This window comes from Serratia sp. MF1(2023), assembly GCF_030954545.1.
Taxonomy (GTDB): Bacteria; Pseudomonadota; Gammaproteobacteria; order Enterobacterales; family Enterobacteriaceae; genus Serratia; species Serratia sarumanii.
Genome location: NZ_JAVHUX010000044.1, coordinates 1 through 12729, shown reverse-complemented (window position 1 = coordinate 12729; position 12729 = coordinate 1). Strand labels below are relative to the sequence as shown.

Here is a 12729-nt window from a genome sequence, read left to right as displayed (position 1 = left end):
AAGTGCCATTTGCAAGGAGAAAGTATGAAACGTTTACCTATATCGCTGGCGGTCGCTGCGCTGCTGGCCAGCCCATTGGCGATGGCGAAGACCGTCGACGCCGTCGCCAGCTTTTCCATTCTGGGCGATATCGTCAAACAGGTGGGGGGCGATCACGTCAAGGTCAGCACGCTGGTGGGGCCGGATGGCGATCCGCACAGTTTCGAGCCTTCGCCGCAGGACGGCAAAAAGTTGGCTCAGGCTGATGTGGTATTCGTCAGCGGACTGGGGCTGGAAGGGTGGATCGATCGCCTGGTCAGCGCTTCGGGTTATAAAGGGCAGGTGATCACCGCTTCACAGGGCATCAGCACCCGCCAGATGGAGGAGGACGGCAAAGCGATTACCGATCCTCACGCCTGGAACAGCATGAAAAACGGCGTGCAGTACGCCACCAACGTGATGAACGCCCTGATTGCCGCCGATCCCGAGGATGCCAACTATTTTCGCCAGCGCGGGGCCGAATACATTCAGCAACTGCAAAAGCTGGACCTGTGGGCCAAAACCCAGTTCGCCGCAGTGCCGCCACAGAAACGTAAAGTGCTGACCAGCCATGATGCTTTTGGTTACTTTGGGCAAGAGTATGGCGTCACTTTCCTTGCCCCGGTCGGATTTTCCACCGAGGCCGAAGCCAGCGCCAGCGACGTGGCCGGCCTGATCAAGCAGATCAAACAGGAAAAGGTCAACGCTTACTTTATCGAGAATCAGACCGATCCGCGGTTGGTGAAACAGATTGCCGCCGCCACCGGCGCCAAGGCGGGCGGCGAGCTGTACCCTGAAGCGCTCTCCCGTACGGGCGGCCCGGCGGCCACCTATGAACAGGCGTTCAAACACAATGTCGACGCGCTGCTGAGCAGCATGAAGTAACCTCTGCCCCCGCCTGCCGGCGGGGGACAGCTTGCAGGCACTTTCTCGCCATAAAAAAAGCCCCGTTGAGCAGCAACGGGGCTTTGCGACAGATGACACTGGGGAGTTAACGCTTTTTCTTACGTCCCTGTACCGCTTTGAATCGCGGATTGCTTTTACAGATCACATAGATGCGGCCACGACGACGCACGACTTTGCAATCCGGGTGGCGATTTTTCGCCGAACGCAATGAACTCAATACCTGCATGGGATTTCCTTGTTACTTATTGCCGATAAAGCGGCCAAAGCGCTGCTGGAAGCGCGCCGTGCTGCCTTCTTTGGAATAGTCTTTCTGCTTGCCGGTGTAGTACGGATGCGAAGCGGAAGAGACGTCGAGGGTGACATACGGCCAGCTTTCGCCGTCCAGCTCGATGGTGCGATCGGTTTTGATGGTCGATCCCACTTTAAAGTAGGCGTTGGCGCTGACGTCGTGGAAGACCACGGTGCGGTAATCGGGATGGATGCCGGGTTTCATAATGGCTCTCTCGTGTAATGTTATACTATAACAATAATTATGCGCCGACCCGGCGTCGCGATCAAGCGTAAATTGCGCCCACGAGTGAATTAATGAGAACGGTTTGCATTAAGCAACTGAAGCAAAAGAAAAAGGCCGCATGCGCGGCCTTTTCGATTATCGGGTGAATGTCACATCACTGAGCGATCAGTGGTGCTCTACCGGATGGCTGTGTTCCAGGTCTTCGTTCTTCTTGCTGAAGCGGCGGCGAACCACCACGAAGAACACCGGCACGAAGAAGATCGCCAAGACGGTGGCGGTGATCATCCCGCCCATTACGCCGGTACCTACCGCGTTCTGTGCGCCGGAGCCCGCACCGCTGCTGATAACCAGCGGCAGAACCCCGAGGATGAAGGCCAGAGACGTCATCAGGATTGGACGCAGACGCATACGCACCGCTTCCAACGTCGCTTCGATCAGGCCTTTGCCTTCTTTCTCCATCAGATCCTTGGCGAATTCCACGATCAGGATGGCGTTCTTCGCCGATAGACCGATGGTGGTCAGCAGCCCCACCTGGAAGTACACGTCGTTGTTCATGCCGCGCATCGTCGCGGCCAGCAACGCACCGATAACCCCCAGCGGCAATACCAGCATGACCGAGAACGGCACGGACCAGCTTTCATACAGCGCCGCCAGACACAGGAACACCACCAGAATTGAGATGGCGTACAGCGCCGGCGCCTGGTTGCCCGACAGACGTTCCTGATAGGACATGCCGGTCCAGTCGTAACCGATGCCGCTTGGCAGTTTGGACGCCAGCTGTTCCATCAGGTTCATCGCTTCACCGGTACTCTTGCCCGGTGCGGCCTGGCCCAGAATTTCCATCGACGGCAAGCCGTTATAGCGTTCCAGGCGCGGTGAGCCGTATTCCCATTTCGCCGAAGAGAAGGCGGAGAATGGCACCATCTGGCCGCTCGTGCCGCGCACGTACCACTTGTTGATGTCTTCCGGCAGCATACGGAACGGCGCGTCGGCCTGTACGTATACCTTCTTCACACGACCGCGGTCGATGAAGTCGTTGACGTACGAGCCGCCCAGCGCGGTGCTCAGCGTGCTGTTGATGGTGGTGATGCTGACGCCCAGCGCCTTGGCTTTCTCCTGATCGACGATCAGTTTGAACTGCGGCGTATCTTCCAGGCCGTTCGGGCGCACGCCCACCAGCACGTCCGGATGTTGAGCAACCATGCCCAACAGCTGGTTACGCGCTTCGGTCAGTTTCTCGTGCCCCAGGCCGCCCTGGTCAATCAGCTCGAAGTCGAAGCCGGTTGCGGTACCGAGTTCGATGATCGCCGGCAGGTTGAACGGGAATACCAGGCCTTCTTTAATCTGCGAGAATGCGCCCATGGCGCGACCCGCGATCGCTTCGACCTTGTTCTCGCTCCCTGGACGCTCGCCCCAGTCTTTCAGGCTGACGAATGCCAGGCCGTTGTTCTGGCCGTTACCGTTGAAGCCGAAGCCCGCGACGGTAAACACCGAAACCACGTTGTCCTTTTCCTTGTTCAGGAAGTAGTCGGAGACTTCTTCCAGCACTTTGTTGGTGCGGGACTCGGTGGCGCCGGCAGGCAGCTGCACCATGGTCAACAGGATGCCCTGATCTTCGTCCGGCAGGAACGAGGAAGGCAGGCGCAGGAACAGCAGGCCCATGCCAACCACGATCAGCAGGTAGATGATCAGATAGCGACCGGTGCTGCGCAGGATGTTGCCCACGCTGTCGGTATAGTGATGCGTGCTTTTCTCGAACATGCGGTTAAACCAGCCGAAGAAGCCTGTTTTAACCCCGTGATCGCCTTTCGGGATCGGTTTGAGCATGGTGGCGCACAGTGCCGGCGTCAGGATCAAGGCCACCAGCACCGACAGCGCCATCGCGGACACGATGGTGATCGAGAACTGGCGATAGATGGCGCCGGTTGAACCGCCGAAGAACGCCATCGGCACGAATACCGCCGACAGCACCATGGCGATACCCACCAGCGCGCCCTGAATCTGGCCCATCGATTTACGGGTGGCTTCTTTCGGCGGCAGCCCCTCTTCGGCCATGACGCGCTCGACGTTTTCCACCACCACGATGGCGTCATCCACCAGCAGGCCGATCGCCAACACCATGCCGAACATCGTCAGGGTGTTTATCGAGAAGCCGAACGCCGCGAGTATCGCAAAGGTCCCCAGCAGCACCACCGGCACCGCGATGGTTGGGATCAGCGTCGCGCGGAAGTTCTGCAGGAACAGATACATCACCAGGAATACCAGGATGATGGCTTCGATCAGCGTTTTCACCACTTCGTTGATGGAGATCTTAACGAACGGGGTGGTGTCGTACGGATAAACCACTTTCATCCCTTGCGGGAAGAATGGCGTCATCTTGGCCAGCTCATCTTTCACACCTTTGGCGGTGTTCAAGGCGTTGGCGCCGGTTGCCAGTTTGATACCCAGACCGGCGGCAGGCTTACCGTTATAGCGAGCGGTAACGGCATAGCTTTCCGCGCCGCGCTCGATGTGAGCGACGTCGCGCAGGCGTACCTGGGAACCGTCGGTATTCACCTTCAGCAGGATCTTGCCGAACTCTTCCGGCGAAGTCAGACGGGTCTGCGCGATGATCGAGGCGTTCAACTGCTGCCCCGGCACCGGCGGCAGGCCGCCCAGCTGGCCTGCGGCGATCTGGTTGTTCTGCTCGGTGATGGCGGAGGTCACGTCCGTGGTCGTCAGCTGGTAGTTGTTCAGCTTGTTCGGATCCAGCCAGATACGCATCGCGTACTGGGCACCGAACAGCTGCACTTCACCCACGCCGGACGAACGGCTGATCGGATCCTTGATGTTGGACGCCACGTAGTCCGCAATATCGTCCTGAGTCATGTTCGGATCGTCGGAAACGAAGCCGGCCACCATCAGGAAGCTGCTGCTGGATTTTTCTACTTTCAGGCCCTGTTGCTGAACTTCTTGCGGCAGCAATGGGGTGGCCAACGACAGTTTGTTCTGGACCTGAACCTGCGCGATGTCAGGATCGGTGCCGGATTCAAACGTCAGGGTAATGGTGACGCTACCAGAGGAATCACTGGTGGAGGACATGTACATCAGGTTATCGATACCGTTCATGTTCTGTTCGATAATCTGCGTGACGGTATCCTGCACCGTTTTGGCATCTGCGCCCGGGTAGTTGGCGGAAATACTCACCGCCGGCGGTGCAATAGTGGGATACTGCGCAATAGGCAGTTTCATTATTGCAAGCACCCCCGCCAACATGACGATGATGGCGATTACCCAGGCGAAAATTGGGCGGTCTATAAAGAACTTAGCCATGTATTACAGGCTCCTTTTTATGACTTCTGCGCTTCAGACTGCGGCTGTTTTTGCGCCTGAGTGTCAACTTCCTGCACTTTTACCTGCGCGCCCGGATGCACTTTCATCAGGCCGGAGACGATCACGCGATCGCCGGCTTTCAGGCCATCGGTAACCAGCCATTTGTCGCCAATCGCCTGGTCCGCCTTCAGCGTGCGCAGCTCAACTTTGTCGTCTGCCCCTACCACCAACGCCGTCGCTTCGCCGCGCGGGTTGCGGGTTACGCCTTGCTGAGGCACCAGCAGCGCATCGCTGCGCACGCCTTCGTCCAGACGGGCGCGCACGAACATGCCCGGCAGCAGCGTATCGTTCGGGTTAGGGAACAGGGCGCGAATGGTGATGGAGCCGGTGGTCTCGTCGACGGTGACGTCGGAGAATTCCAGCGTGCCTTCCTGTGCGTATTCGGTGCCGTTTTCCAGCAGCAGTTTCACTTTAGCCTTGCCGTTTTCCTGCTTCAGCGCGCCGCTGGCCAACTCTTGCTTCAGGCGCAGGAAGTCGGTGCTCGACTGGGTGACGTCGACATACATCGGATCCAGCTGCTGCACGGTGGACAGGGCGGTCGCCTGGCCGTTGCTGACCAGCGCGCCTTCGGTCACGGCGGACTTGCCGATGCGGCCGGAGATCGGGGAGGTCACCTTGGTGTACGCCAGGTTGATGCGCGCGGTTTCCACGGCGGCCTTGGCGGCCACCACGGCGGCATCCGCCTGCTGCAGGGTGGAGACGGCGTTGTCGTAGTCCTGCTTGCTGATGTAGCTGGTACCCAGCAATGGCTTGTAGCGGTTTACCGTCACGCGTGCGATGGAAGCGCTGGCCTGTGCTTTGGCCAAATCGCCTTTCGCGCTGTCGTAGCTGGCTTGATAGGTGGCGGGATCGATTTGGTACAGAGACGTCCCGGCCTTGATATCGCTGCCTTCAACGAAGTTGCGCTTCAGGATGATGCCGCTGACCTGAGGGCGAACTTCGGCGATACGATACGCAGCGGTGCGGCCAGGAAGATCGGTAGTGATGTTGAGAGGCTCGGCCTTCAAGGTGACTACGCCCACTTCAGGCGCCTGTTGTTGGGCGCCTTGCTGTTGGGTTTCTTTATCGTTACATCCTGTTAGCACTAAGCTGCCTGAAAGCATCAGAACGGCCGCCAGAGGCGTTAACCCTCTGTTTTTGTTCATAGAAAAACCTCAAGTGTCCGATTTCAAAATGATCAATGGATCACAAGCTTTAAAACCCATTGCTGCGTTAATTATATGTGCGTGCTATGGTACATACATTCGCGAATGTATGTAAATCACACTCCCCCTAAATAACAATGCCATGGCACGAAAAACCAAACAGCAGGCGCAAGAAACCCGACAGCAAATCCTTGATGCTGCGGTGAGAGAGTTCTCTGAACGTGGCGTTGCTGCAACGTCACTGACAGATATTGCCACCGCTGCCGGGGTTACGCGTGGAGCCATTTACTGGCACTTCAAGAATAAGGTAGACCTGTTTAATGAAGTTTGGGAATCTACCGAGCCGAAAATTGACCAGCTCGAAACAGAGTATCAGGCAAAGTTTCCCGATAATCCACTGCGGGTTATCCGAGAAATTCTGATTTACATTCTGACGTCTACGGTTGAAGACGGCCGTAGGCGGGCGTTGATGGAAATTATATTCCACAAATGCGAGTTTGTCGGTGAAATGATGCCGCTGCTGGATTCGCGCAAGGTGCTCTACCTCGCCGGCTACGAACGCATTGAAGCGGTGCTGTATAACTGCATTCACCACGGGCAATTACCCGCCGATTTACATACCCGCCGCGCGGCGATCATCCTGCGCGGTTAGATCACCGGCCTGATGGAAAACTGGCTGTTTATGCCGGAAAGTTTCGATCTGCGGGCCGAAGCCGAAGCGCTGGTGGACGCGTTTTTGGAAATGCTGCAGTTTTGCCCCACCTTGCGCCTCAAACCCGACGCGGCGACGTCTGACGCCGACCGCCTTCCTTTATAAGGAGAGATTTCATGTCATCCATCGTTCTCATCGCCAATGGCGCCGCCTATGGCCATGAATCCTTGTTTAATGCGCTGCGGTTGGCCATCGCCATGAAAGAGCAGTAGAGCAGTCTCGACCTGCGGCTGTTTCTGATGTCCGATGCGGTGGTGGCCGGGCTGGCCGGGCAGCAGCCGCACGAGGGATACCACCTGCAGCAGATGCTGGAGATCCTCACCGCGCAGCAGGTGCCGGTCAAGCTGTGCAAGACCTGTGCCGACGCGCGCGGCGTCAGCCGCTTGCCGCTGGCGGACGGCGTGGCGATCGGTACGTTGGTCGAGCTGGCGCAGTGGACGCTGGCGGCGGAAAAAGTGCTGACTTTCTGATTCCGCTGCAACGGGCCATCAGCTGCAACGCTTTTGTTGTTCGTTGCCCGCCGGCGGCCGTGACAATCTTCAGGCTTCTTAACCGATCCGAAGCTAAATCATGCAGCGCTGATTGATTCTGCCTTCTCTGGCGCCGCTCACGTTTGTCGGCGCATCGCTGCCGCGACACGTTTTTTTTTCCTTATTATTTGCGCGCTCAGCTCGCCGGACGAAGGCGGCCAGACGGCGGGTTGATGAGCGTTGAAAGAAGAAAGGGACAGCGGCGCTGTCCCTGATTACTGTCCGGCAGGCAGATAGGGAGAGGTGACGCCGGCGCGCTGCAGTTTTTCCTGATAATCCCGTTTGACGATATCCAGCGCAGCCAGCGCGGTGGCCGGATCGATCTCGTTGCATTCCAGCAGGTAAATCAAGTCTACCGCCAGCTGCAGTTCGGGTGAGGCGTTTTCCAGAGACATAGCACCTGCGCTTAATTAATGGAATGAATAACTCGCGTACCGGCAGAGTATAGTGAACCCGGCGCGCAACCGGGAATAATCATTAAAATATTGTGATAAATCTTCAAAAACCGTTTTCTTTGCGCTCGATATTGCGCTCGATGCGCGCCAGCGCCTGGCGGCAGCGCATCAGGCGCCCCTCCAGCGCCGCCAGCTCGTGCTGCAGCTTTTGCTGCGCCGCCAGCGTGGTCTGGCGGCCAAGCAGGCTTTCCCGATCCTGAATCATGGCGATCAGCCGGCGTTCGTAGTCCTGATGCTCGGCCAGCTTGTGGTACAGATCGGCCTCAGGGGCTTCTTTCGGCTGGTTCTTGCGCCGCAGCGCTTGGGTGGCCAGCTCGCGCTGCAGGGCGGCGATCTGAGCCACCAGTTTTTCGGCCAGAAAGGCCACCTGGCTGGTGCGGCTGTCGTTGGCGGCGCTTTGCAGCTGGGCGAAATTCTTCTCCACCTCGGCCAGGTAGTCGCGCAGCCGCGTGCCGCGGTTGGCGAACAGGGCGGCGTCGAAGCGCGCCTGCGGGATCGGAACGTCGCCGCGCGGGGTCACTTCGGCCGCCAGCGCCGCGAACTGCTGTGCCAACACCTGTCAAAGACGCTGAGTGCTCACATAAGCTCCCTCTTGATTTCACCAGGCGTAAGCTTGCCCGCGATCCTGCCGTGAAACAAGCGCCGCACGCATATTCCGCCGGCGCGGCGCCGATGCTACAGTAGGCGGCAACCGATTGAGGAGCGAAGAGCCGCATGACGCGTGGGTTATTGATCATTTTGGGCTGGCTGGCGGTGGTGCTGGCGACGTTGGGCGTGGTGCTGCCGCTGTTGCCGACCACGCCGTTTCTGCTGTTGGCCGCCTGGTGTTTCGCCCGCTCTTCGCCGCGCTTTCATCACTGGCTGCTGCACCGCTCCTGGTTCGGCCCCTACCTGCGCCACTGGCAACAGCATCGCGCGCTGCCGCCGGGAGCGAAGTGGAAGGCGGTGCTGGTGATCGTGCTCACCTTCGCCTGTTCGCTGTGGCTGGTGAAAATCTGGTGGGTGCGCGGGCTGTTGCTGCTGATGCTGGCCATTTTGCTGACCTTTATGCTGCGCCTGCCGGTTATTGACCTGCCGCAACAAAAACAGCGCTGATTGTCCCTTAAACTCCCCAATAGCTTTCAAGCCGCAGCCAGGCGACAAACGCAGGCATCCCCGGGAGCTTACTTAGGTAAGTGACCGGGGGGAATGCGTGCAGTCAACAACGCTGCGGGTTGAAAGATGCAGGGGAGAGTTGCATTTGTCCGCCAGTTTGCATAGATTTGGGCGTTTTCGTGCGCGGATCGCCTGCCATTTCATCTCCGGTGTGTTTCACCCGGCGGCGGCGGGTGAGCGGCGCGCCGGTTTTCAGGCAGTTTTATCAGGCAACAATTATGACCGCTACTGCGCAGCAGCTTCAGTTTATTAAAGACAGTATCAAAACCATCCCGGATTATCCGAAGCCGGGCATCCTGTTCCGCGACGTGACCAGCCTGCTGGAAAACCCGTTGGCCTACGCCGCCAGTATCGAGCTGCTGGTTGAGCGCTATCGCGAAGCGGGCGTGACCAAGGTGGTGGGTACCGAAGCGCGTGGTTTCCTGTTCGGCGCGCCCGTCGCGCTGGCGTTGGGCGTCGGTTTCGTGCCGGTACGCAAACCGGGCAAACTGCCGCGCGCCACGCTCAGCGAAAGCTATGAGCTGGAGTATGGCACCGACAAGCTGGAGATCCACACCGACGCCATCACCGCGGGTGACAAAGTGCTGGTGGTGGACGATCTGCTGGCGACCGGCGGCACCATCGAAGCGACCACCAAACTGATCCGCCGCCTGGGCGGTGAAGTGAACGACGCCGCATTCATCATCAACCTGCCGGATCTGGGCGGGGAAGCGCGTCTGAACAAGCTGGGCATCGACTGCTACTGCCTGGTGGACTTCGCCGGCCATTGATGCGGCATCGCCCCTTGGGCATAACGGCCTCGCGGATCGCCGCGGGGCTGTGTTAGCATGACCCTCCAGATTCCTCGACTTCTCCGGTATTAATGAGCTATCAGGTTCTCGCCCGTAAGTGGCGCCCTCAAACGTTCGCAGACGTGGTCGGCCAGGAACATGTCCTGACCGCGCTGGCCAACGGCCTCTCGCTGGGGCGGATCCATCACGCCTATCTGTTCTCGGGCACGCGCGGCGTGGGGAAAACCACCATCGCGCGCCTGCTGGCCAAAGGCCTGAACTGTGAAACCGGCATCACCGCCACGCCGTGCGGCCAATGCGACAACTGCCGCGAGATCGAGCAGGGGCGCTTCGTCGATCTGATCGAGATCGACGCCGCTTCCCGAACCAAGGTGGAAGATACCCGCGATCTGCTGGACAACGTTCAGTACGCGCCGGCGCGCGGCCGCTTCAAGGTCTACCTGATCGATGAAGTGCACATGCTCTCGCGCCACAGCTTCAACGCGTTGCTCAAGACGCTGGAAGAGCCGCCGCCGCACGTCAAATTCCTGTTGGCCACCACCGATCCGCAAAAGCTGCCGGTGACCATTCTCTCGCGCTGTCTGCAATTCCACCTCAAGGCGCTGGACGTCGATCAGATCCGCCAGCAGCTGGAAACGGTGCTGACGGCGGAGCAGATCACCAGCGACGCCCGCGCGCTGCAGCTGCTGGCGCGCGCCGCCGACGGCAGCATGCGCGATGCGCTGAGCCTGACCGATCAGGCGATCGCCATGGGGCAGGGGCAGGTGACCGCCGCCACCGTCAGCCAGATGCTCGGCACGCTCGATGATGAACAGCCGCTGGCGATCCTCGAAGCGCTGGTCAGCGCCGACGGCGAAAAGGTGATGGCTCAGGTCGCACAGGCCGCTTCGCGCGGCGTGGACTGGGAAAACCTGCTGGTGGAGACGCTGGCGCTGCTGCACCGCATTGCGATGGTGCAGCTGCTGCCTTCGATGCTCGACAATCAGTACGCCGCCGTGGAACAACGGCTGCGCGAGCTGGCGCGCACCCTGCCGCCGGCCGATGTGCAACTTTACTACCAGACGCTGTTGGTCGGCCGCAAAGAGCTGGCCTATGCGCCGGATCGCCGCATGGGGGTTGAGATGACCCTGCTGCGCGCGCTGGCGTTTCACCCGAAAGCGGTGATCCCGGAGCCGGTGGCGTTGGTGCAGACCGCGCCGGCGCCGATGGCGCAGCCGCAGGCCGCCGCATCGCAACAGCCGCCGCAGTTTCAGGACGCGCCGCCGCCGCTAGGGCAGCCGGCCGCGCCGTCGCGGCAATCATCGACCCCATTACCGGATGCCACCGCCCAGCTGTTGAAAGCGCGGTCCCAGCTGCAGCGGCAGCAGGGAGCATCCACACCAAAAAAGAATGAGCCGGCGGCGCCAGGAATAGCGCGGCCGGCAAACTCGGCGCTGGGGCGTTTGGCTTCCGTGACCGAGCGTAGCCAGCAGCGTCTGGCGGAGAAGAAGGTGCCGGAAAAACCGGCCAAGCCGGAAGCCTATCGCTGGCGCGCGCAGACCGAGCCGGAAGCGGCACCGGAACCGCTGGCGACGCCGAAAGCGTTGCGCACGGCGTTGGAGCACGAGAAAACGCCGGAGCTGGCCGCCAAGCTGGTGGTGGAGTCGCTGGAGCGCGATGCCTGGGCGGCGGAAATCGACAGGCTGAAGATCCCGAAACTGGTGCAGCAGCTGGCGTTGAACGCCTTCAAGCAGCAGCCGGAAGCGGGCAAGATTTGCCTCCATCTGCGGTCTTCGCAGCGTCATCTGAATTCGCCTTCGGCGCAGAAGACGCTGGCCGAAGCGCTCGGCGAGCTGTACGGCAGCCCGATCGAGCTGACCGTGATAGAGGACGATAATCCGGCGGAGCGCACCCCGCTGGAATGGCGACAAGCCATCTATGAAGAAAAGCTGGCGCAGGCGCGCCAGTCCATCGTTGCGGATACCCATATTCAGACGCTGTGCCGGTTCTTCGACGCGGATCTGGATGAAGAGAGTATTCGCCCCCTTTAAACGCCGCGCGAGGTGCGCGGCCCTAGCGACGAGAGACGACTATGTTTGGTAAAGGCGGTCTGGGCAACCTGATGAAGCAAGCCCAGCAAATGCAAGAAAAAATGCAGCAGATGCAGGAAGAAGTCGCCAAATTGGAAGTGACCGGCGAGTCTGGCGCGGGCCTGGTGAAGGTCACCATCAACGGCGCGCACAACTGCCGCCGCGTGGAGATCGATCCTAGCCTGATGGAAGACGACAAAGAGATGCTGGAAGATCTGATCGCCGCCGCGTTCAACGACGCCGCGCGCCGCATCGAAGAGACCCAGAAAGAGAAGATGGCCTCCGTCTCCAGCGGCATGCAGTTGCCGCCTGGCTTCAAGATGCCGTTCTGATGCAAACCAGCCCGCTCCTTGAATCCCTGATGGAGGCGCTGCGCTGCCTGCCGGGCGTCGGCCCGAAATCGGCGCAGCGCATGGCGTTTCAGCTGCTGCAGCGCGATCGCAGCGGCGGCATGCGCCTGGCGCAGGCGTTGACGCGCGCGATGTCGGAAATCGGCCACTGCGCCGACTGCCGCACCTTCACCGAGCAGGACGTCTGCACCATCTGCGCCAATCCGCGCCGTCAGCAAAACGGCCAGATTTGCGTGGTGGAAAGCCCGGCGGATATCCACGCCATCGAGCAGACCGGCCAGTTCGCCGGGCGCTACTTTGTGCTGATGGGGCATCTGTCGCCGCTGGACGGCATCGGGCCGGGCGATATCGGACTGGATCGCCTGGAGCAACGGCTGGAAAAGGAAAGCATCACCGAAGTGATCCTCGCCACCAACCCGACGGTGGAAGGGGAAGCGACTGCCAACTACATCGCCGAGATGTGCGGCCAGTATGGCGTGCTCGCCAGCCGTATCGCCCACGGCGTGCCGGTGGGTGGCGAGCTGGAAATGGTCGACGGCACCACGCTGTCGCATTCGCTGGCCGGGCGTCACGCCATCAAGTTCTGATGTTTTTCCGGATGGGGCCGTTCGGCCCCGTCATTTTTTGCCAAAAATCTCCCGCCGTCCGCTTGAAAAACAAGACCCTGACCCTCATCTGATCCTCATTGTTCGATGTTGGTAGCCATTGTCTT

At 60.0% G+C, this 12729-nt stretch carries 12 protein-coding genes, 2 pseudogenes and 1 other annotated feature; of the genes and pseudogenes, 8 read left to right on the top strand and 6 right to left on the bottom strand.

Translation table 11 applies throughout. The features are described 5' to 3' along the window. Positions 1-24 precede the first annotated feature (24 nt). Entirely contained in the window at positions 25-903 is an 879-nt protein-coding gene (locus REA38_RS20835) for a metal ABC transporter substrate-binding protein (RefSeq protein WP_041033680.1), read from the top strand. Between the two features lie 106 nt (positions 904-1009). Here REA38_RS20835 and ykgO read toward each other — a convergent pair whose 3' ends face one another. The 4 genes from ykgO to sdeX all read right to left on the bottom strand — a co-directional run bounded on the left by ykgO (position 1010) and on the right by sdeX (position 5955). Beyond that, the gene (gene ykgO, locus REA38_RS20830; protein WP_004940304.1) at positions 1010-1150 is read right to left on the bottom strand and encodes a type B 50S ribosomal protein L36; all 141 of its coding nucleotides are present in this window, start codon (positions 1148-1150) and stop codon (positions 1010-1012) included. A 12-nt stretch (positions 1151-1162) separates the two neighbouring features. Beyond that, on the bottom strand, positions 1163-1417 hold the full coding sequence (locus REA38_RS20825; protein WP_004940303.1) for a type B 50S ribosomal protein L31: 255 nt from the start codon (positions 1415-1417) through the stop codon (positions 1163-1165). 186 nt (positions 1418-1603) lie between these two features. Beyond that, entirely contained in the window at positions 1604-4750 is a 3147-nt protein-coding gene (gene sdeY, locus REA38_RS20820; RefSeq protein ID WP_033637346.1) for a multidrug efflux RND transporter permease subunit SdeY, read from the bottom strand. A gap of 17 nt (positions 4751-4767) precedes the next feature. After that, complete coding sequence (gene sdeX, locus REA38_RS20815) at positions 4768-5955, bottom strand: multidrug efflux RND transporter periplasmic adaptor subunit SdeX (protein WP_033637347.1); 1188 nt, start codon at positions 5953-5955, stop codon at positions 4768-4770. Positions 5956-6097: 142 nt separating this feature from the next. Here sdeX and acrR point away from each other — a divergent pair. Both acrR and REA38_RS20805 read left to right on the top strand, forming a co-directional pair. After that, positions 6098-6772, top strand: a pseudogene (gene acrR / locus REA38_RS20810) (multidrug efflux transporter transcriptional repressor AcrR). A gap of 11 nt (positions 6773-6783) precedes the next feature. Further along, positions 6784-7137 (top strand): annotated as a pseudogene (locus REA38_RS20805) (DsrE/DsrF/TusD sulfur relay family protein). Positions 7138-7412: 275 nt separating this feature from the next. Here the strand turns inward: REA38_RS20805 and rsmS are convergent. Then, positions 7413-7592 carry a pleiotropic regulatory protein RsmS gene (rsmS, locus tag REA38_RS20800; protein ID WP_016928837.1) on the bottom strand — a complete coding sequence of 60 codons (180 nt, stop codon included), beginning with the start codon at positions 7590-7592 and terminating at the stop codon, positions 7413-7415. A 103-nt stretch (positions 7593-7695) separates the two neighbouring features. Beyond that, positions 7696-8208 (bottom strand): primosomal replication protein, encoded by a 513-nt coding sequence (locus REA38_RS20795; protein WP_308886558.1) that lies wholly within the window; start codon positions 8206-8208, stop codon positions 7696-7698. A 158-nt stretch (positions 8209-8366) separates the two neighbouring features. Between REA38_RS20795 and REA38_RS20790 the strand changes: the two genes are divergently transcribed. From REA38_RS20790 to recR, 5 genes are all read left to right on the top strand, one after another. After that, a complete protein-coding gene (locus tag REA38_RS20790; protein ID WP_004940275.1) occupies positions 8367-8747 on the top strand; it encodes a DUF454 family protein in 381 nt (126 codons plus the stop codon). Between the two features lie 278 nt (positions 8748-9025). Then, complete coding sequence (apt, locus tag REA38_RS20785; protein ID WP_015376864.1) at positions 9026-9577, top strand: adenine phosphoribosyltransferase; 552 nt, start codon at positions 9026-9028, stop codon at positions 9575-9577. 92 nt (positions 9578-9669) lie between these two features. After that, positions 9670-11628: a DNA polymerase III subunit gamma/tau gene (gene dnaX, locus REA38_RS20780; protein ID WP_047568984.1), complete on the top strand. Its 1959-nt coding sequence runs from the start codon at positions 9670-9672 to the stop codon at positions 11626-11628. Beyond that, positions 10961-11025: a sequence feature (DnaX frameshifting element), on the top strand. Its footprint overlaps the gene before it by 65 nt. A 41-nt stretch (positions 11629-11669) precedes the next feature. Continuing rightward, on the top strand, positions 11670-11999 hold the full coding sequence (locus REA38_RS20775; protein ID WP_004940264.1) for a YbaB/EbfC family nucleoid-associated protein: 330 nt from the start codon (positions 11670-11672) through the stop codon (positions 11997-11999). Beyond that, positions 11999-12604, top strand: coding sequence for a recombination mediator RecR (recR, locus tag REA38_RS20770; RefSeq protein WP_004940263.1), 606 nt, complete (start codon positions 11999-12001; stop codon positions 12602-12604). The genes REA38_RS20775 and recR overlap by 1 nt, the downstream gene beginning before the upstream one ends. The last annotated feature ends 125 nt before the right edge of the window (positions 12605-12729 follow it).

Coding starts and splice junctions, on each gene's coding strand:
- apt (WP_015376864.1), top strand. CDS start 9,026: ATGACCGCTACTGCGCAGCAGCTTCAGTTTATTAAAGACAGTATCAAA.
- recR (WP_004940263.1), top strand. CDS start 11,999: ATGCAAACCAGCCCGCTCCTTGAATCCCTGATGGAGGCGCTGCGCTGC.
- sdeX (WP_033637347.1), bottom strand. CDS start 5,955: ATGAACAAAAACAGAGGGTTAACGCCTCTGGCGGCCGTTCTGATGCTT.
- sdeY (WP_033637346.1), bottom strand. CDS start 4,750: ATGGCTAAGTTCTTTATAGACCGCCCAATTTTCGCCTGGGTAATCGCC.
- ykgO (WP_004940304.1), bottom strand. CDS start 1,150: ATGCAGGTATTGAGTTCATTGCGTTCGGCGAAAAATCGCCACCCGGAT.
- REA38_RS20825 (WP_004940303.1), bottom strand. CDS start 1,417: ATGAAACCCGGCATCCATCCCGATTACCGCACCGTGGTCTTCCACGAC.
- REA38_RS20835 (WP_041033680.1), top strand. CDS start 25: ATGAAACGTTTACCTATATCGCTGGCGGTCGCTGCGCTGCTGGCCAGC.
- REA38_RS20775 (WP_004940264.1), top strand. CDS start 11,670: ATGTTTGGTAAAGGCGGTCTGGGCAACCTGATGAAGCAAGCCCAGCAA.
- REA38_RS20790 (WP_004940275.1), top strand. CDS start 8,367: ATGACGCGTGGGTTATTGATCATTTTGGGCTGGCTGGCGGTGGTGCTG.
- dnaX (WP_047568984.1), top strand. CDS start 9,670: ATGAGCTATCAGGTTCTCGCCCGTAAGTGGCGCCCTCAAACGTTCGCA.
- rsmS (WP_016928837.1), bottom strand. CDS start 7,592: ATGTCTCTGGAAAACGCCTCACCCGAACTGCAGCTGGCGGTAGACTTG.